This is a genomic window from Streptomyces sp. NPDC014894 (assembly GCF_043080985.1).
Taxonomy (GTDB): domain Bacteria; phylum Actinomycetota; class Actinomycetes; order Streptomycetales; family Streptomycetaceae; genus Streptomyces.
The window spans coordinates 592,809-610,243 of sequence record NZ_JBIBWD010000004.1; the positions used below are offsets into that span (position 1 = coordinate 592,809).

Genomic DNA, 17,435 nt, shown 5'->3' on the forward strand with positions numbered 1-17,435 from the left:
CTGGAGGACCCAAGCGCCCCGATTTGCGTAACCGCCCCCCTGCCATGAGCGTTGAACTGGCAGATGGCTAATCTGCTGATCACTCAGTTGCGTTTCACTCATGGGGTAGGGAGGTCGCGATGGCAGCACTCGCCTGGTTGTTGATTCCGCTTTTCGCTGTTGTCGGTGCGGCGATATGGGGAGGCTGGGCCTCACGGAACCGGACCACCGGAGACGTGGCTGAGCTGGCCGGATACGCGCGGTTCCGCGACGCGATGGAGAAAGCCGGCTCCGGAAACCGCCCCGCCGAGTAGCGGCGGCGACCGCCACGATCAGCCCCTCCCGCCGACCTCCGTACGCCGTCTTCGAGCGGCCCTCGTACGGACCGGCCCGGACAGTGCATTGACAGTCATGTCCCGTACTGTCGTTCCATGCCACGCCGCACCGCGACGATGCTCGCCTCCACCCTGATCTTCATCGCGTTGCTCTGTGCCGGGGTGCTCATCCCCGTGCCGTACTCGGAAATGTCTCCCGGACCGACGGTCAACACGCTGGGCAATGCCCGCGGCGAACCGGTTCTGCGGATCTCCGGGCGGAAGACCTACCCGACGACCGGCCATCTCAATATGACGACGGTCCGGGTCACCGGCGCGGAGTACCGGCTGAACCTGGTCGAGACGGTATACGGCTGGCTGGCTCACGACAATGTCGTCGTACCGCACGAGACGCTCTACCCGGACGGGAAGACCGAGGAGCAGTCGACGCAGGAGAACGCCGAGGAATTCACCCAGTCGCAGGAGAGCGCGAAAGTGGCCGCGCTCGAGCAGCTGAAGATCCCGGTGCGGTCGCAGACGATCGTCTCCACGGTCGTCAAGGACACCCCCGCCGAGAACAAGCTCCACGCGGGCGACGTGATCCGGGCCGTGGACGGCACGCAGGTCAAGGAGCCGGCCGATGTGGCCAAGCTGGTCACCCGGCACAAGCCCGGCGAGGACGTCGTCTTCACCATCGTTCCGGCGAAGGAGGCCGTGGCGGCCGAGAAGGCGGGCAAGCAGCCCACCGCCACCGAGAAGGTCACGATCACCACGGCGAAGTCGGAGACCGGCGACCGGGCGATCGTGGGCATCCAGGCCGGGACCGATCACACCTTCCCGTTCACCATCGACATCAATCTCGCGGACGTGGGCGGCCCGAGCGCCGGTCTGATGTTCGCTCTGGGACTGGTCGACAAATTGACCCCGGGCAGTCTGACCGGGGGCGAGTTCGTGGCCGGTACGGGCACGATCGACGACGAGGGCGAGGTCGGGCCGATCGGCGGGATCGAGATGAAGCTCGTCGGGGCGCGGAAGGCCGGGGCGAAGTACTTCCTCACCCCGAGCGACAACTGCGCGGCCGCGGCCTCGGACATCCCCGACGGTCTCACCCTGGTGAAGGTGGACAACATCGCCGACGCGACGAAGTCCATGGAGAAGATCGCTTCGGGCGACACGGCGAAGCTGCCGAGCTGCTCCGCCGGCTGACCGCACCCCACCACCGCACCGCCCCACACCACAAGGACCCCACCACCCGGCCCCGCCCGCCGGCCCCGTCCGGGAACGGCGGGCGGGGCCGGCGGGCCCGGAGCCCGGCCTCCGGAGTCGAGGGCCGGCCCGTCCGAGGGGCCAGGCCCCCGGCCCCGGAGCACTCGCGACGCCGCGGCCGTGCGGCCGGCCCCCGGGCCCGACCGCAGCCGTCCGGCCCGCAGGCCGAGGGGCCCTACCCCTCGAACGTCGCCGCCAGCGCGTCCGCGAGCCCGGGCACCAGGTCGGATCCGGTCAGAACCTCCTTCGGAGAGTCCTTCTCGCGCAGCCGCAGCGCCGACTCACGGGCTCCGTCGCGGAGGACCGCCACCGTCATCCGGACCTCCTGGCGGTCCGGGTGGGCGGCCACCCACTTCCTCAGCGAGGCGTCGTCGAGACCCTCGGGAACCGAGGCCTCCGCGGACGAGGGCAGCATGTGGCGCTCCACCGTCAGCGCGCAGCCGACGATCGCGTCGGGCCAGGCGATACGGCCGAGGAACTCGTCGAGGGCGGTCCCCGGCGGGATCTCGTCCTGTTCGATCGGGGTCAACGGCGAGGCCGCCTCGTCCCCGTCGAGTCCGAGCTGAGCCGCGAGGCCCGGCTCCTGGGTGCGCAGCTTCGCGGTGTCGACCAGCGCGAAGAGCCGGGCCGGCTGGTCCCAGCCGAGGCCGGAGGCGTACTCGTCGATCTCCAGTACGGCCCGGGTGAGCGGGCTGGCGGCGATGGGGCCCGGCGCGGACGGCGTCTGGCCGGGGCCCCCGGAAGAGGGGGTGGAAGGGGAAACATTGGACATGCCCAATATCCTGCCTCCTTCCGGCCCCGAGATGGGAACTAGGTAAAGCCTCGGTAAGTTGCATCAGTGGGGCTCTAGGATCGCGGGGCCCGTCTGACAGACCGCGAATATCTACACAACCGCGAACTTCGAGGTGCGCACGTTGGCTTTCCAGATGCCGGACCGCGGCGGAGGCCCCCCGACCGGGCCACGGATCAGAGTGGGACGGCCGTCCCGGCGTGTCCGCACCCTGCTGATGACTTTGGGCGTGTTGGCCGTCCTTGCCATGGCGTTCGTCATGTTCGCCGGGTTCTGGACGGACTGGCTCTGGTACCGCTCCGTCCAATACTCATCGGTGTTCACCACCACCCTGTGGACCAAGATCGGCCTGTTCGCCGTCTTCGGTCTGCTGATGGCGACAGCCGTCGGGGTGAACATCTGGCTCGCGCACCGGCTGCGCCCGCCGCTGAGCGCGATGTCGCTGGAGCAGCAGAGCCTGGACCGTTATCGGATGGGCATCGCCCCGTACAAGAAGTGGGTGCTCCTCGCGATCACCGCTCTGGTCGGGCTGATCGCCGGAGCCTCGGCCACCGGTCAGTGGCGGACCTGGCTGATGTGGGTCAACGGGGTGTCCTTCGGCCAGAAGGACCCGCAGTTCAAGATGGACGTGGCGTTCTACGCGTTCGATCTGCCCTGGTACCGCTTCCTGCTCGGCTTCGGCTTCGCCGCGGCCGTGCTCTCGCTGATCGCCGCCGCGCTCACCCACTATCTGTACGGCGGGCTGCGCGTCACCAGCCCCGGCGCGCGCGCCACGGGCGCGGCCACCGGGCATCTGTCGGTGCTCCTCGGCCTCTTCGTCTCGCTGAAGGCGGTGGCGTACTGGCTGGACCGGTACGGCCTGGCGGTGAAGTCCAGCGACTTCAAGGCCACCGGCAACTGGACGGGCCTGCGGTACGTCGACGCCAACGCCTATCTGCCGGCGAAGACGATCCTCTTCTGCATCGCCGTCATCTGCGCCCTGCTCTTCTTCGCGACGCTGTGGCGGCGCACCTGGCAGCTGCCGATGATCGGCTTCGGTCTGATGGTGCTGTCGGCGATCCTCATCGGCGGCCTGTACCCGGCGATCGTGCAGAAGTTCCAGGTCCAGCCGAATGAGCAGGCCAAGGAGAGTCCGTACATCCAGAAGAACATCGATGCCACGCGCAAGGCGTACGGCATCGACGGCGCCAAGCCCGAGGACTACGAGGGCAAGGGCGACCCGGGCCGGAAGGCCCAGCAGCGCGACGAGGCGACCTCGGCGGCCAGCTATCGGGTGGTCGACTCCAATGTGGTCTCGCCCGCCTTCCAGCAGCTTCAGCAGGAGCGGAAGTACTACCAGTTCCCGCAGACGCTGGACGTCGACCGGTACACCGGCCCCGACGGCAAGCCGCAGGACACCGTCATCGGTCTGCGTGAGCTGGACATCACCGGCATCCCGAAGCGCAACTGGATCAACGATCACTTCACCTACACCCACGGCTACGGAGCGATCGCGGCCAAGGGCACCAGTGCGATCACCGATCCCACCGAGGGCACCGTCGGCTCCCCGGACTTCACCGAGTCCGGAATGCCCACGTCCGGGCAGCTGAGCGACGACAACAAGGACAAGAAGTACGAGCAGCGGATCTACTACGGCGAGAAGACCGAGCAGTACTCGATCGTCGGCGGTCCGCAGAAGGAGCTGGACTACGAGGCCAGCACCGGGCCCACGAAGTACACCAGCTACCAGGGCAAGAGCGGCGTCAGCATCTCGAACACGCTGAACCGCGCCGCGTACGCGGTGGCCTTCGGCGAGCCGCAGATCCTGTACTCGGGCGCCGTCGGCGAGGGCTCGCGGATTCTCTACAACCGCACGCCCAAGGAGCGCCTGGAGGCCGTGGCCCCCTGGCTGACCATTGACGGCGACGCCTACCCGGCCGTGGTGAACGGCCGTATCCAGTGGATCGTGGACGCCTACACCACGAGCAATGGGTACCCCTACGCCTCGCGCACGACGCTGGGGGACACCACCGCGGACTCGCTGACCACCAACCAGCGCGCGGTCGTCGCCCAGCAGAACCAGGTCAACTACATCCGGAACTCGGTCAAGGCCACCGTCGACGCCTATGACGGCTCGGTGAAGCTCTACCAGTGGGACACCGAGGACCCCGTTCTGAAGACCTGGATGAAGGCGTTCCCGGGCACGGTCAAGGCCAAGAGCGAGATCTCCGACGAGCTGCGCTCGCACCTGCGCTACCCGCAGGACATGTTCAAGGTCCAGCGTGAGCTGCTCACCCGGTACCACGTGACCGAGCCCGAGCAGTTCTACAGCGGCAGTGACGCCTGGCAGGTGCCGGACGACCCGACGAACAAGAAGGACACCAAGTCGGTTCCGCCGTACTACCTGAGCCTGAAGATGCCCGGCGAGAAGGAGCAGAAGTTCTCGCTGACGACCACCTTCACGCCGGCCGGGCGTCCCAACCTGGGCGCCTTCATGGCGGTCGACGCCGACGCCAACAGCAAGGACTACGGTTCGATAAGGCTGCTGAGAGTCACCTCGACCGTCCAGGGGCCGTCCCAGGTCCAGTCCGAGCTGAATGGTGTGCCGGAGGTCGCGACCTTCGTGCGTGACCTCAGGGGCACGGACTCGGACATCGAGTACGGAAACCTCCTGACGGTTCCCCTCGACGGCGGTTTCCTCTACGTCGAACCGGTCTACGCCCGAGGCGGCAGCGCCAACTATCCGCTGCTGAAGAAGGTCGCCGTCGCCTACGGCGGTGGGAAACCGGTCTTCAAGGACAGTCTGACGGAGGCGCTGGACGCGGTCTTCGAACAGAAGGGCAGCACCGAGCCGCCGCCGGGTGACGACGACACCACGACGCCGCCGACCAAGCCGCCGGCCACCGGTGACTCGGATCTGGAGACGGCCATCGCCGACGTCCTCAAGGCTCACCAGGACGCCGACGCGGCTCTCTCGAAGGACCCGAAGGACTGGGGAGCGTACGGCAGGGCCCAGGAGGATCTGGACTCCGCGCTCCAGCGGCTCCAGGACGCCGAGGGCCGGCAGAGTCCGAAACCCTCGGAGACGAAATCGCCCTAGCCCTTACGGGGGCCGGGGCGAGGGACCGGTGAAGGCGCCGAGACCACGGCGCTGAGCAGGCAACATCCCGCATCGTGATAGTGTGTGAACACAACGACGCGGGGTGGAGCAGCTCGGTAGCTCGCTGGGCTCATAACCCAGAGGTCGCAGGTTCAAATCCTGTCCCCGCTACTGAAATCGAAGAGGGCCCGGATCCTTTGAGGATCCGGGCCCTCTTCGTACGTATGTGCCCGTGTAAGGGCGGAGGGAACCAGGTGCGGGGCGCGATGAGTTGAGGGTGTAGGCGTTTGACTTATCTCTCTGTGGGCATGTCGACAAAACGCTGAAGTGACCTTCCTGGTTGCGGTATACCGGGTGTGAGCGGGTTGCAGGTGGTGCGACGATGGAAAATATGGGGGACAGGGCAACTCTGTTGGAGACAGGGCGGTTTGTGCAGCGGCATCCCAGGGACGCGGCAGACGGGATCGACTCCGCTCCGAACGGCGCCGCGGGCACCGCTGTGCGCAAGGGCGCCGACACGGACGCCGCCGACCATGACGCCGACGCGGCCGGCGAGATCATCGCCGACACGGTGGAGAGCGCCGGGGCGGAAGAGCGCTACCGCCGCGCCGCCGACGCCGGCGACACCCCCTCGATGAGCATGCTCGGCGCGCTCCTGCTGCGCCGCGGCGATCTCGACGGAGCCGAGTCCTACCTCCGCGCCGCCACCGCCGAGGGCGACCGCGCCGCCGCCAACAACCTCGGCGTACTGCTCCACCAGCGCGGCTACCCCGAAGAGGCGGCCGGCTGGTGGCGGATCGCCGCCGTCGCCGGTTCCGCCGCCGCCGCGCACGCCCTGGGACGCCACTTCCGCGAGCGGGGCGACGAGCCCGCGGCCGAGTACTGGCTGCGCCAGTCCGCCGAGCAGGGCCACGCCCTCGGCGCGTACGCCCTCGCCGATCTGCTGGAGCACCGCGGCGACGCGGGCGCCGAGCGCTGGCTGCGCGCGGCCGCGGAGCAGGGTCACCGCGAGGCCGCGTACCGCCTCGCCCGCACGCTGGAGCTGCGCGCGGCGGACGAGACCGGGCCGGGGAGAGTGGGCGCCGGCTCCGGCGCGGGCCGCCCGGGAGCGGCCGCCGACCGCGACCCGCGCGGCGTCGTCGACCGCCTCCCGCTCACCGCGAGCGCCGCGGGGCCGATCTCGCGCCCCGTACGGCCCTCAGCGCCGCCCTCGGGGCCGGAGACGGTCCCGCCGGACACCGCGACCCGGCTCAGGCTCTCCACGCTCGACGAGGCCGCCCAGTGGTACCAGCAGGCCGCCGCGCGCGGCCACCGGCGGGCCGCGCTGCACCTCGGAGCCATCCTGGAGAGGCGCGGCGACCTCAAGGAGGCCGGTCGCTGGTATCTCACCGCCGCCAAGGACGGCGAGACCCGGGCCGCCTGCGCGCTCGGATTCCTGCTGCGCGACGCGGGCGACGAGGAGAGCGCCGCCATCTGGTGGCTGCGCGCCGCCCAGGAGGGCGACGGCAACGCCGCCAACGCCCTGGGCGCGCTGCACGCCGCCCGAGGCCAGCAGCAGACCGCCGAGCGCTGGTACCGCGCCGCCATGACCGCGGGCGATGTGAACGGCGCGTACAACCTCGGGCTGCTCTGCGCCTCACAGGACCGCGTCCAGCAGGCCGAGCAGTGGTACCGCCAGGCCGCCTACACCGGGCACCGGGAGGCGTCCAACGCGCTGGCGGTGCTCCTGCTCCAGGCCGGGGACGCGATCGGCGCCGAGCCGTGGTTCTCCAAGGCCGCCGAGGCCGGCAGCGTCGACGCCGCCTTCAACCTGGGCATCCTCCACGCGGGCCGCGACGACGACCGTACGGCCCTGGTCTGGTACGAGCGGGCCGCGGCCGCCGGTCATACGGAGGCGGCGCTCCAGGTGGGCATCGCCAGGCTGCGGGACGGCGACGACCCCGGCGCGGAGCACCATCTGCGCTGCGCCGCGGGGGGCGGCAGCGCGGAGGCCGCCTTCCGGCTCGCCACGCTGCTCGACGCGCGTCAACCGCCGCCGGGGCCGCCGGTGCTCGGCGAGCCGATGGCGGAGAAGACCGAGTGCGAGGAGTGGTACGAGCGGGCCGCCGAGCAGGGGCACCGCCGGGCGCAGGTCCGGGTCGGGATGCTCGCGGCGGCCCGCGGCGACATGACGGACGCGGCGCGCTGGTACCGGGAGGCGGCCGAGGCCGGCAGCCGCAACGGCGCGTTCAATCTCGGGCTGCTGCTGGCGCGCGAGGGCAATGAGCGCGAGGCCGCGCTGTGGTGGAGCCGGGCCGCCAGGGCGGGGCACGGGCGGGCCGCGCTGCGGCTGGCGCTGCTGGCCGCGCGGCGCGGGGAGCTGACCGAGGGGCAGCGCTGGTGCGCCCGCGCGGTGGAGCTGGGGCCCGCCGAGGTGGCCGAGCGCGCCGCCCGGCTGCGTGAGGCGCTGCACCAGGAGCTGACCGCGTGAGGCGGCGCACCGGGGGCCCCGGCCGCCCCTCCTGTGCTCCGGCGAGCGCTCTGGATCATGGATTTGCACCGGCCGGTCGGGTCCCGTAGAGTTGCATTCAACGGCGCGGGGTGGAGCAGCTCGGTAGCTCGCTGGGCTCATAACCCAGAGGTCGCAGGTTCAAATCCTGTCCCCGCTACTGAAAGACGAAGGCCCGGATTCCTCAGGAATCCGGGCCTTCGTCATGTGCGGGCGCTGATGAGACGCGGGAAGGCGATCCTCGCGCCCTGAGCGGGTCGGTCGTCGGTAAACGTCTTCCGGTGCGCGGCTGGGAAATCCCCGCGGGGACGCTCGGTCCTGGACCGCGGCCGGTCCGCGCCGCCGCGGATGTCCTAGGCGTTGGCGCAGGACGGACACACGCCCCGGTACGTCACCTCGACGTCCGAGATCGTGAAGCCGAACCGCTCGGCGTCGGGGAGATCCGCCAGGGGGTTCCCCAGCGGGTGGACGTCACGGATCGCGCCGCACTTGCCGCACACCAGGTGCTGGTGCGGGCGGTGGGCGTTCGGGTCGTAGCGCTTGGCGCGGCGGTCGGTCGCGACCTCCAGCACCTCGCCCAGGGAGACCAGCTCGCCGAGCGTGTTGTAGACGGTCGCGCGGGAGATCTCCGGCAGTCTCCGCACCGCGCGTGAATGCACCTCGTCGGCCGTCAGGTGGACATGCTCGCCGTCGAGGACCTCGGCCACGACACGCCTCTGGGCGGTCATCCGCCAGCCGCGTCCGCGAAGTCGTTCCAACAGGTCACTCATAAGGACCAGCCTAACAGCGGGGGGATCGTGATCCCGAACGGGTGTGACTTTGGATGTTCACTTGACTTAGACAAAGTCCATCGTAGGATCGGATCGGCACAAGGGCCAGGACAGAGGATCACGCAGGAGGCGTACGTGACGCAGGGACCGCTCACCACGGAGGCCGGAGCTCCGGTCGCCGACAACCAGAACAGCGAGACCGCGGGCCCCGGCGGCCCGGTCCTGGTGCAGGACCAGCTGCTGCTGGAGAAGCTCGCGCACTTCAACCGTGAGCGCATCCCGGAGCGTGTCGTCCACGCGCGGGGCGCGGGGGCCTATGGCACCTTCACCCTCACGGCCGATGTCTCCCAGTACACGCGCGCCGCGTTCCTCTCCGAGGTCGGCAAGCAGACGGAGACGTTTCTGCGCTTCTCCACCGTCGCCGGCAACCTGGGCTCGGCCGACGCGGTGCGGGACCCCCGGGGCTTCGCGCTGAAGTTCTACACCGAGGAAGGCAACTACGACCTCGTCGGGAACAACACCCCGGTGTTCTTCATCAAGGACGCCATCAAGTTCCCGGACTTCATCCACACCCAGAAGCGCGACCCGTACACGGGCTCCCAGGAGGCCGACAACGTCTGGGACTTCTGGGGCCTGTCGCCCGAGTCGACGCACCAGGTGACCTGGCTCTTCGGCGACCGGGGCATCCCGGCCACGCTGCGCCACATGAACGGCTACGGCTCGCACACCTACCAGTGGAACAACGCCGCCGGCGAGGTCTTCTGGGTGAAGTACCACTTCAAGACCGACCAGGGCATCAAGAACCTCACCCAGGACGAGGCCAACCGCCTCGCCGGTGAGGACCCGGACAGCCACCAGCGCGATCTGCGGGAGTCCATCGAGCGCGGGGAGTACCCGAGCTGGACCGTGCAGGTGCAGATCATGCCCGCGGCCGAGGCGGCGAACTACCGCTTCAACCCGTTCGACCTCACCAAGGTGTGGCCGCACGAGGACTACCCGCCGATCGACATCGGCAAGCTGGAGCTGAACCGCAACCCGGAGAACGTGTTCGCGGAGGTCGAGCAGTCGATCTTCTCGCCCGCCCACTTCGTGCCGGGCATCGGTCCCTCGCCGGACAAGATGCTCCAGGGCCGTCTCTTCGCGTACGGCGACGCCCACCGCTACCGCGTCGGCATCAACGCCGACCATCTGCCGGTGAACCGTCCGCACGCCACCGAGGCGCGGACCAACAGCCGGGACGGCTTCCTCTACGACGGCCGTCACCAGGGCGCGAAGAACTACGAGCCGAACAGCTTCGGCGGCCCGTTCCAGACGGACCGCCCGCTGTGGACGTCGACTCCCGTCGCGGGCGGCACCGGAGCCCTTGAGGCCCCGACCCACGCCGAGGACACCGACTTCGTGCAGGCGGGCAATCTCTACCGGCTGATGTCGGAGGACGAGCGGACCCGTCTGATCGAGAACCTGTCCGGGTTCATCGCCAAGGTCTCGCGCGACGACATCGCCGAGCGCGCGATCAACAACTTCCGTCAGGCTGACGGAGACTTCGGCAAGCGGCTCGAAGCCGCGGTCCAGGCCCTTCGTGGCTGACGGGCGCCTGCCGTAGAGCGGAGGGCCGGATTCCTGTCCAGGGGAGTCCGGCCCTCTCGTCCGTCCGGGCCTCGCCCTCGCGTTTCCGCCGCGGGCGCCCGTCCGGGAGCCTTGTGCGAAGGGTCAGCCGACCAGGGCGCCGCGCTCGCGTCGGGCCGGCGCCCAGCAGCGGATGATGTCGCGTACGGAGACGATGCCCACGGGTCCCCGTCCGTCCATCACGATCAGGTGCCGGAAGCCGCCGTGCGACATCGCCTCCGCGGCCTCTTCCAGCGTCCAGCCCGGGGCGGCGAAGACGACGTCGGTGGTGGTGTGCGCGCCCGCGGTCTCCCGGTCGGGGTCCTGCCCCGTGCCGACCGAGGTCAGGACGTCGCGCTCGGTGAGAATCCCCATGCCCTCGGCGTCGCCGTCGAGGACGACGGCCGCGCCGACCCGGCGGGCGGCCATCAGCCGGGCGGCCTGGCGGAGGGTGTGGGTGGGCCCGATGGTGAGGACCACCGTGCTCATGGCGTCACGGACGAGCATGGATGGAGCCACCTCCTTGAGAGGGTCCGGCCCCCTTCGGGAACCGATTCACAAGTTCACAAGTGGGGGGACTCTCAGAGTCGCAGCCCCGGCGGGCCAGGGCAAGGGGGTGGCGGGGCCGGTTCCGGATCGGTGCGGGGCGCGCCGCGGGCGGGTCAGTAGCGCTGGTTGAGATAGCCCAGCAGCTCGTCGTGGAGGAGCCCGTTCGACGCGGCCGCGTTGCCGCTGTGCGGGCCGGGGGAGCCGTCCAGTCCGGTGAAGGAGCCGCCCGCCTCCTGGACCACGATCGCGGTCGCCGCCATGTCCCACAGGGACAGCTCGGGCTCGGCGCAGATGTCGATCGATCCCTCGGCGACCATCATGTATGGCCAGAAGTCGCCATATCCGCGTGTGCGCCAGCAGGCCCGGGTAAGGTCCAGGAAGCCGTCCAGTCGACCCTGTTCCTCCCACCCCGTCAGGGAGGAGTAGGCGAAAGAGGCGTCGCGGACCCTGCTCACCGCGGACACCTGAAGCCTGGTCGCGGAGGTGAGGGAGCGCCCGGTGTACGCGCCCCCGCCCTCCGAGGCCCACCAGCGCCGGCCCAGCGCCGGCGCCGAGACCACACCCACCACGGGCCGATAGCCGCCCTCGCCCTGCACCATGAGCGAGATCAGCGTGGCCCAGACCGGCACCCCGCGCACATAGTTCTTGGTCCCGTCGATCGGGTCCACGACCCAGCGCCGCGGACCCGTGCCCTCGATGCCGTACTCCTCGCCGAGGATCGCGTCACGCGGGCGGGCCCGCTGGAGCTGTCCGCGGATCAGCTCCTCCGCCGCCTTGTCGGCCTCGCTCACCGGAGTCATGTCCGGCTTGGTCTCGACCTGGAGATCCAGGGCCTTGAACCGGGCCATGGTGGCGGCGTCGGCGGCGTCGGCGAGGACATGGGCGAGACGCAGATCGTCGTCGTAGTCGGGCATGGCCATCACTCTATCGAGGAGCCGTACATGGACCGGAATTCGTCAACCCGCCCAGCGCGCCCGCCTCCCGGCGGCCGGGGACCCTTGACACCTGCGGGAGCCGCGTCAACTCTGTGCGGAGCGCCGTACGGAGGGCGGGCAGCGGGCCCGGGGAGCCGTGCGGTCTGGGAGGCGACGATGCCTACGGCCCGTGAGTCCCTGTTGAACGCCGCCTTGGCGGCACTTGCCGAAATACCCTGGTCAGGCGTGCGGATGGTCGATGTCGCAGCGGCGGCGGGCCTGTCGAGACAGACCTTGTACAACGAGTTCGGCAGCAAGGACGGGCTGGCCAGGGCGCTGGTGCGAAGAGAGGCCGACGCCTATCTCCACGGTGTGGACCGACTGCTCGGCGAACGGACCGGGCCGGTCGACCATCTGGTCGCCGTCGCCGAGTGGACCGTCGGCGAGGCCAGGGCGAAACCGCTGCTGAAGGCGCTGCTCACGGGCTGCTGGGGCGAACGGCTGCCGGCCCCCAAGCCCGTACGGCACGGTCTGCCGCCGGCCGGGGCGCCCGCCCAGCGCCGCGCGGACGCCGGGCTGCCCGTGCCGTCCGAGGTGGTCGCCCTGGTGCGGGACCGTTCGCTGGCCGCGCTGGAGCGGGGCGGGAGCGCGGGAGGGAACGGCGGCGGGGGCATCGGCGCCGATGGGGCGTGGCAGCGGTCCCCGGAGCTGGCCCATCGCTGCGAACTGGCGGTGCGGCTCGCCCTCTCCTGTGTGATCGCGCCCGCGGGCCACGGGGTCGGCTCGCTGGTCCGTACGGTCGTTGGCGATCTGGAGCCGGAGCCGGGCTGACCGCCGGACCGGACGGCTCCGGATCACCGGACCGGGCCCGGTGGCCGCGTACCCGCGGGCCGAGCGCGACGGCTTCGGAGCGGGCGGAGCCCGACAGGATCAGCGGACCGGGCCCGACGGACCTGTACGGGCCGGCCGAGCGCGACGGCCTCGGGTCAGTGGGCCGAGCCCGACAGCTGGAGACCGATGACCCCCAGGATGACCAGGGAGATCGACACGATCTTGAGAGTGGAGACCAGATCCCCGAGGAAGATCATTCCGTAGATCGCGGTGCCCGCCGCCCCGATCCCGGTCCAGACCGCGTAGGCGGGCCCCACGTCCAGTTTCTTCAGTGCCAGGGTCAGCAGACCGAAGCTCCCGAGGGCGAAGGCGGCGAAGGCGATCGTCGGCCAGAGGCGGGTGAATCCGTGCGACAGCTTCAGACAGACGGCGAATCCCGTCTCCAGAATCCCGGCGACCACCACCAGCAGCCACGCCATGGAGCGCCTCCCCGTCAGTCGGTGACCGCTTCGTCGGACTTGATGCGATTATGCACTCGTCGACCTCGGAAGAACGCGACCACGTGCGAATCAGTCGCCCTCGCGTCGCTCGCGCGTCGCGAGCAGCCGGCGCAGCGAGTCGAGCCGGGCCGGGTCGGCGTGCCCCTCCGCCACCCAGGCGTCCAGCGCGCACTCGGGCTCGTCGTGGCCGCATCCCCGGGGGCAGTTCTCCGTGCCCGGCACGAGATCGGGGAAGGCGAGGATCACCCGCGAGGGGTCCACATGGTTCAGACCGAAGGAGCGCACGCCGGGGGTGTCGATCACCCATCCGCCGCGCTCGCCGGCGAGCGGGAGGGCGAGCGCGGAGGTGGTGGTGTGCCGGCCGCGCCCGGTGACCGCGTTGACATGTCCGGTCGACCGCCGCCGGTCCGCCGGGACCAGCGCGTTGACCAGGGTGGTCTTGCCGACGCCGGAGTGGCCGACGAAAGCGGTGGTCCGGCCCGACAGATGCTCGTGCACCCGGTCGGCCGCGACCCCGTCGACGAACTCCTCGCGGGTGGTGACGACATGGGGGACGCCGAGCGCCCCGTACATCTCCAGCAGTTCGTCCGGCGGGGCGAGGTCGGACTTGGTCAGCACGAGCAGGGGGGTGAGACCGCCGTCGTACGCGGCGACCAGACAGCGGTCGATCATGCGCGGCCGGGGTTCGGGGTCGGCGAGGGCCGTGACGATCGCGAGCTGGTCGGCGTTGGCGACGACCACCCGCTCGAAGGGATCGTCGTCGTCGGCCGTGCGGCGGAGCACGGACGAGCGCTCGCCGATCCGCACGATCCTGGCCAGGGTGTCCTTGTCGCCGGAGAGGTCCCCGACGATGGAGACCCGGTCGCCGACGACGGCGGCCTTGCGGCCCAGCTCGCGCGCCTTCATCGCCATGACGACACGATCCCCGACGAGGCAGGTCAGCCGCCCCCGGTCGACGGTGAGGACCATGCCTTCCGAGGCGTCCTCGTGCTTGGGGCGGATCGTGGTCCGCGGTCGGTTGCCCTTGCGATTGGGGCGTACGCGGATGTCGTCCTCGTCGGGGTTCTTGCCGTAGCGCCGCATCTCAGACCCCGTTCAGCTTCCCGCTCCGAGCATGGCTGTCCACATCCGCGGGAAGTCGGGCAGGGTCTTGGCCGTGGTCGCCACATTCTCGATCTCGACGCCCTCGACCGCGAGGCCGATGATCGAGCCCGCCGTGGCCATGCGGTGGTCGTCGTAGGTGTGGAAGACGCCGCCGTGCAGCGGGCGCGGGCGGATGCGCAGACCGTCCTCGGTCTCGGTCACATCGCCGCCCAGCTCGTTGATCTCCTTGGTGAGCGCCGCCAGCCGGTCCGTCTCGTGCAGCCGCAGATGGGCCACGCCGCGCAGGGTCGAGGGGGAGTCCGCGAGCGCCGCGACGGCCGCGATGCCCGGGGTCAGCTCGCCGACCTCGCCGAGGTCGACGTCGATGCCGTGGATCCGGCCGGAGCCGGTGAAGACCAGCCCCTCCTCGGTCAGCTCGCAGGAACCGCCCATCTCGGTGAAGATCCCGCGCAGGGCGTCGCCGGGCTGGGTGGTGCGCAGCGGCCAGTCGGGGATGGTGACCCGGCCGCCGGTGATCAGCGCGGCGGCGAGGAACGGCTGCGCGTTGGAGAGGTCGGGCTCGATGGTGACGTCCCGGCCGAGGACGGCGGAGGGCGAGACCCGCCAGACATTGGGCTCGCCGCCGGTCTCCGGCTCGTCCACCTGGGCGCCGACGGCGCGCAGCATGTCCACGGTCATCCGGATGTGCGGCATCGAGGGGAGCCGGCCGCCGATGTGCCGGACCTCCACCCCCTGGTTGAAGCGGGGCGCGGAGAGCAGCAGCGCGGAGACGAACTGGGAGGACGAGGAGGCGTCTATCTCGACGCGGCCGCCGTCCAGCGCGCCCCCGCCGTGCACGGTCATCGGGAGCGCGCCGCGGCCGTCGTCGTCGATCCGGGCCCCGAGGGCGCGCAGCGCGTCGATCACACCGTTCAGCGGGCGCTCGTAGGAGCGGGGGTCGCCGTCGAAGCGGACGGGGCCGTCGGCGAGCGCGGCGACGGGCGGCAGGAAGCGCATCACGGTGCCGGCGTTGCCGACGTCGACCGTGGCGGGGCCGTGCAGGCCGGTCGGGATGACCCGCCAGGCCTCGCCCTCGGCGTCGGGGCCGCCCACGATGGAGGAGCTGGAGGAGACGGTCTCCTCGATGCCGACGCCCAGGGCGCGCAGCGCGTCCGCCATCAGCAGACTGTCGCGGGAGCGGAGCGGGCGGCGCAGCCAGCCGGGCTCGGCGGCGAGGGCGGCCAGCACCAGGGCGCGGTTGGTGACCGATTTCGAACCGGGCACGGTCACCGTCGCTTCGACGGCTCCGCTCGCGTACGGGGCGGGCCAGAGGGCAGGGTGCACGGAGGCTTCGGTCATGGCCCTTACTTTAGTGGCTCCCGGGAGGCCCGGATCTTGATCAAATACGCCGAAACCGGGGCGTAACCAGGGAGTGATAGTGGGCCCGGCGGCCTCCGGGCCCGGCCGAGCCCCCGCGGCCCGCCTACCCGCGGTCCCCGGCCGAGGCCCCCGCGGCCCGCCGGCCCGCCGCCCCCGGCGGCCCGGGAGATCACAGGTCGAGCAGCCAGCGTCCGCCGCCGATCAGCGCGCAGATCGACACCGCGTGGAAGAGAAAGAGCCACATGGCGGGCGGCACATGGGTGAGCCGGGAGAGCTGGTCGGCGTCCGAGTCGGGCGCTCCGCCGTGCCGGCGCTTGGACTGCAGCTCGAAGGCCGGCCGGACGCCGCCGAGCAGCAGGAACCAGACCGCGGTGTAGGCGAAGGCGGCCTGCACCTGGGGCCCCGCCAGCCAGGAGACCAGCAGGAAGGCCGCGCCGGTCAGGATCACCGTGAGCGCGCCGTACGCGTTGCGGATCATCACCAGCATCGCCAGGAGCAGAGCCGTGGCCAGCCACAGCAGCAGGGTGACGCGGTCGGCCCCGAGCAGCGCCGCGCCGCCGAGGCCCAGCAGGGACGGCGCGGGGTAGCCCGCGGCGGCGGTGAGGACCATGCCCAGACCGGTCGGTCTGCCGCGGCTGACGGTCAGCCCGCTGGTGTCGGAGTGCAGCCGTATGCCCTCCAGGCTGCGCCCGGTGAGCAGGGCGAGCAATCCGTGGCCGCCCTCGTGGGCGATGGTGACCGCGTTGCGGGAGACCCGCCAGAGCGGCCGGGGCAGGACGACGGCGAGCGCCAGCACGCCGGCGGCGATGACCAGCCACTCCTCCGGGGCGGCCTGGGTGCCGGAGAGCCGGTCCCACAGACCGCTCGCGGAGGCGCTGCCGGGGACGGAAGCGGAATGGATGCTTTCCATTTCTGGGGCGGCTCCTTGTGCGGCGGGACGAAGTGGCAGTGTGGCATTTATGTGTGGCAGGTATGCGGCGAGTCGGCGGCCCGAGGATCTGGTGGGGATCTTCGGTGTCCGGACGTGGGAGCCCGCCGAGGAACTGGCTCCCGACTGGAACGTGGCCCCCACCAAAGAGGTCTACGCGATTCTTGAGCGCCCTCTGAAAGACGCGGACGACCAGCGTCCGGTTCGCCAGCTCAGAGCACTGAGATGGGGACTCGTGCCCGCCTGGGCGAAATCCCCCGAGGGCGCGGCCCGGATGATCAACGCCCGCTCGGAGACGGTGCACGAGAAGCCGTCGTTCCGCCGCCCCTTCGCCGCCCGGCGCTGTCTCCTGCCGGCCGACGGCTACTACGAGTGGGTCACCGGCGAGACCGAACGGCAGCTGGAGGAGCAGGGGAGGAGGAAGCGCCCCCGCAAGCAGCCGTACTTCGTGACTCCGGCGGACGGGTCGGTGTTCGCGATGGCCGGGCTGTACGAGTTCTGGCGGGACCGGACCCGGCCCGACGACGATCCGCTCGCCTGGTGGGTCACGTGCACGGTCCTCACCACCGAGGCGGAGAAGGGGCCGCTGGGCGTCGCCCCCGCCGAGGGCCCGGGCTCGCTCGCCGAGATCCACCCCCGGATGCCGCTGATGCTGACGCCGGACCGCTGGGACGCCTGGCTGGACCCGGCCCGTACGAACCCGGAGGAGCTGAGGGCGCTGCTGGAGCCGCCGCCCGAGGGTCTGATGCGGGCGTACCCGGTGGGCACGGCGGTCAGCAACGTCCGCAACAACGGGCCGGAGCTGCTGACGGAGCTGGAGGGCCCGGAGGAGGGCACCCTCTTCTGAACCCGCGCCCGGACCCGGGCCTGAACCCGAGCCCGCTCACCCGAGTCCGAGCCCGAGCCCGGACCCGCGCCCGCGCGCGTGCCTCGATCCGCCCCGGGCCCCGGGCCCCGAT

The 17,435-nt window shown here is 71.0% G+C and carries 15 protein-coding genes and 2 tRNA genes; 9 read left to right on the forward strand and 8 right to left on the reverse strand.

Translation table 11 applies throughout. The annotated features are described in order from the left end of the window. The first annotated feature begins 119 nt into the window (after nucleotides 1-119). Together ACF089_RS13480 and ACF089_RS13485 are read left to right on the forward strand one after the other, a co-directional pair. The gene (locus tag ACF089_RS13480) at nucleotides 120-293 is read left to right on the forward strand and encodes a hypothetical protein (RefSeq protein WP_392025628.1); all 174 of its coding nucleotides are present in this window, start codon (nucleotides 120-122) and stop codon (nucleotides 291-293) included. Nucleotides 294-410: 117 nt separating this feature from the next. Further along, on the forward strand, nucleotides 411-1,499 hold the full coding sequence (locus ACF089_RS13485; RefSeq protein ID WP_392025630.1) for a PDZ domain-containing protein: 1,089 nt from the start codon (nucleotides 411-413) through the stop codon (nucleotides 1,497-1,499). Nucleotides 1,500-1,734: 235 nt separating this feature from the next. On the opposite strand, the gene ACF089_RS13490 is transcribed toward ACF089_RS13485, so the two are convergent. Then, nucleotides 1,735-2,331, reverse strand: coding sequence for a PPA1309 family protein (locus tag ACF089_RS13490; RefSeq protein ID WP_392025632.1), 597 nt, complete (start codon nucleotides 2,329-2,331; stop codon nucleotides 1,735-1,737). Between the two features lie 154 nt (nucleotides 2,332-2,485). Here ACF089_RS13490 and ACF089_RS13495 point away from each other — a divergent pair, with 154 nt between their 5' ends. The 4 genes from ACF089_RS13495 to ACF089_RS13510 all read left to right on the forward strand — a co-directional run bounded on the left by ACF089_RS13495 (nucleotide 2,486) and on the right by ACF089_RS13510 (nucleotide 8,076). After that, a complete protein-coding gene (locus ACF089_RS13495) occupies nucleotides 2,486-5,428 on the forward strand; it encodes a UPF0182 family protein (protein WP_392025744.1) in 2,943 nt (980 codons plus the stop codon). Nucleotides 5,429-5,525: 97 nt separating this feature from the next. Then, a tRNA-Met gene (locus ACF089_RS13500) sits at nucleotides 5,526-5,599 on the forward strand. A gap of 211 nt (nucleotides 5,600-5,810) precedes the next feature. Beyond that, on the forward strand, nucleotides 5,811-7,898 hold the full coding sequence (locus ACF089_RS13505) for a tetratricopeptide repeat protein (RefSeq protein ID WP_392025633.1): 2,088 nt from the start codon (nucleotides 5,811-5,813) through the stop codon (nucleotides 7,896-7,898). A 104-nt stretch (nucleotides 7,899-8,002) separates the two neighbouring features. Continuing rightward, a tRNA-Met gene (locus tag ACF089_RS13510) sits at nucleotides 8,003-8,076 on the forward strand. 193 nt (nucleotides 8,077-8,269) lie between these two features. On the opposite strand, the gene ACF089_RS13515 is transcribed toward ACF089_RS13510, so the two are convergent. After that, nucleotides 8,270-8,686, reverse strand: coding sequence for a Fur family transcriptional regulator (locus tag ACF089_RS13515; RefSeq protein WP_392025635.1), 417 nt, complete (start codon nucleotides 8,684-8,686; stop codon nucleotides 8,270-8,272). Nucleotides 8,687-8,803: 117 nt separating this feature from the next. Here ACF089_RS13515 and ACF089_RS13520 point away from each other — a divergent pair, with 117 nt between their 5' ends. Continuing rightward, the gene (locus ACF089_RS13520; RefSeq protein WP_392025746.1) at nucleotides 8,804-10,273 is read left to right on the forward strand and encodes a catalase; all 1,470 of its coding nucleotides are present in this window, start codon (nucleotides 8,804-8,806) and stop codon (nucleotides 10,271-10,273) included. Between the two features lie 123 nt (nucleotides 10,274-10,396). Here ACF089_RS13520 and ACF089_RS13525 read toward each other — a convergent pair whose 3' ends face one another. After that, a complete protein-coding gene (locus ACF089_RS13525) occupies nucleotides 10,397-10,798 on the reverse strand; it encodes a cyclic nucleotide-binding/CBS domain-containing protein (RefSeq protein WP_392025637.1) in 402 nt (133 codons plus the stop codon). Nucleotides 10,799-10,953: 155 nt separating this feature from the next. Next, nucleotides 10,954-11,754 carry a histidinol-phosphatase gene (hisN, locus tag ACF089_RS13530; protein WP_392025638.1) on the reverse strand — a complete coding sequence of 267 codons (801 nt, stop codon included), beginning with the start codon at nucleotides 11,752-11,754 and terminating at the stop codon, nucleotides 10,954-10,956. A 177-nt stretch (nucleotides 11,755-11,931) separates the two neighbouring features. Here hisN and ACF089_RS13535 point away from each other — a divergent pair, with 177 nt between their 5' ends. Then, nucleotides 11,932-12,585, forward strand: a complete 654-nt coding sequence (locus ACF089_RS13535; RefSeq protein WP_392025640.1) for a TetR/AcrR family transcriptional regulator — start codon at nucleotides 11,932-11,934, stop codon at nucleotides 12,583-12,585. Between the two features lie 155 nt (nucleotides 12,586-12,740). Here ACF089_RS13535 and ACF089_RS13540 read toward each other — a convergent pair whose 3' ends face one another. From ACF089_RS13540 to ACF089_RS13555, 4 genes are all read right to left on the reverse strand, one after another. Further along, a complete protein-coding gene (locus tag ACF089_RS13540) occupies nucleotides 12,741-13,064 on the reverse strand; it encodes a DMT family transporter (RefSeq protein WP_392025641.1) in 324 nt (107 codons plus the stop codon). Nucleotides 13,065-13,154: 90 nt separating this feature from the next. Further along, entirely contained in the window at nucleotides 13,155-14,168 is a 1,014-nt protein-coding gene (gene rsgA, locus ACF089_RS13545) for a ribosome small subunit-dependent GTPase A (RefSeq protein ID WP_392025643.1), read from the reverse strand. A 12-nt stretch (nucleotides 14,169-14,180) separates the two neighbouring features. Beyond that, the gene (gene aroA / locus ACF089_RS13550; protein WP_392025645.1) at nucleotides 14,181-15,527 is read right to left on the reverse strand and encodes a 3-phosphoshikimate 1-carboxyvinyltransferase; all 1,347 of its coding nucleotides are present in this window, start codon (nucleotides 15,525-15,527) and stop codon (nucleotides 14,181-14,183) included. Between the two features lie 190 nt (nucleotides 15,528-15,717). Beyond that, nucleotides 15,718-16,458: a M50 family metallopeptidase gene (locus ACF089_RS13555; RefSeq protein WP_392025647.1), complete on the reverse strand. Its 741-nt coding sequence runs from the start codon at nucleotides 16,456-16,458 to the stop codon at nucleotides 15,718-15,720. 49 nt (nucleotides 16,459-16,507) lie between these two features. On the opposite strand from ACF089_RS13555, the gene ACF089_RS13560 reads away from it, so the two are divergent. Beyond that, entirely contained in the window at nucleotides 16,508-17,323 is an 816-nt protein-coding gene (locus ACF089_RS13560; protein ID WP_392025648.1) for an SOS response-associated peptidase, read from the forward strand. Nucleotides 17,324-17,435 lie beyond the last annotated feature (112 nt).

Bases quoted from the DNA above. Each gene is read 5' to 3' on its own strand.
- ACF089_RS13480 (WP_392025628.1), top strand. From the start codon at position 120: ATGGCAGCACTCGCCTGGTTGTTGATTCCGCTTTTCGCTGTTGTCGGT.
- ACF089_RS13485 (WP_392025630.1), top strand. From the start codon at position 411: ATGCCACGCCGCACCGCGACGATGCTCGCCTCCACCCTGATCTTCATC.
- ACF089_RS13490 (WP_392025632.1), bottom strand. From the start codon at position 2,331: ATGTCCAATGTTTCCCCTTCCACCCCCTCTTCCGGGGGCCCCGGCCAG.
- ACF089_RS13495 (WP_392025744.1), top strand. From the start codon at position 2,486: ATGCCGGACCGCGGCGGAGGCCCCCCGACCGGGCCACGGATCAGAGTG.
- ACF089_RS13505 (WP_392025633.1), top strand. From the start codon at position 5,811: ATGGAAAATATGGGGGACAGGGCAACTCTGTTGGAGACAGGGCGGTTT.
- ACF089_RS13515 (WP_392025635.1), bottom strand. From the start codon at position 8,686: ATGAGTGACCTGTTGGAACGACTTCGCGGACGCGGCTGGCGGATGACC.
- ACF089_RS13525 (WP_392025637.1), bottom strand. From the start codon at position 10,798: ATGCTCGTCCGTGACGCCATGAGCACGGTGGTCCTCACCATCGGGCCC.
- hisN (WP_392025638.1), bottom strand. From the start codon at position 11,754: ATGCCCGACTACGACGACGATCTGCGTCTCGCCCATGTCCTCGCCGAC.
- ACF089_RS13535 (WP_392025640.1), top strand. From the start codon at position 11,932: ATGCCTACGGCCCGTGAGTCCCTGTTGAACGCCGCCTTGGCGGCACTT.
- ACF089_RS13540 (WP_392025641.1), bottom strand. From the start codon at position 13,064: ATGGCGTGGCTGCTGGTGGTGGTCGCCGGGATTCTGGAGACGGGATTC.
- rsgA (WP_392025643.1), bottom strand. From the start codon at position 14,168: ATGCGGCGCTACGGCAAGAACCCCGACGAGGACGACATCCGCGTACGC.
- aroA (WP_392025645.1), bottom strand. From the start codon at position 15,527: ATGACCGAAGCCTCCGTGCACCCTGCCCTCTGGCCCGCCCCGTACGCG.
- ACF089_RS13555 (WP_392025647.1), bottom strand. From the start codon at position 16,458: ATGGAAAGCATCCATTCCGCTTCCGTCCCCGGCAGCGCCTCCGCGAGC.
- ACF089_RS13560 (WP_392025648.1), top strand. From the start codon at position 16,508: ATGTGTGGCAGGTATGCGGCGAGTCGGCGGCCCGAGGATCTGGTGGGG.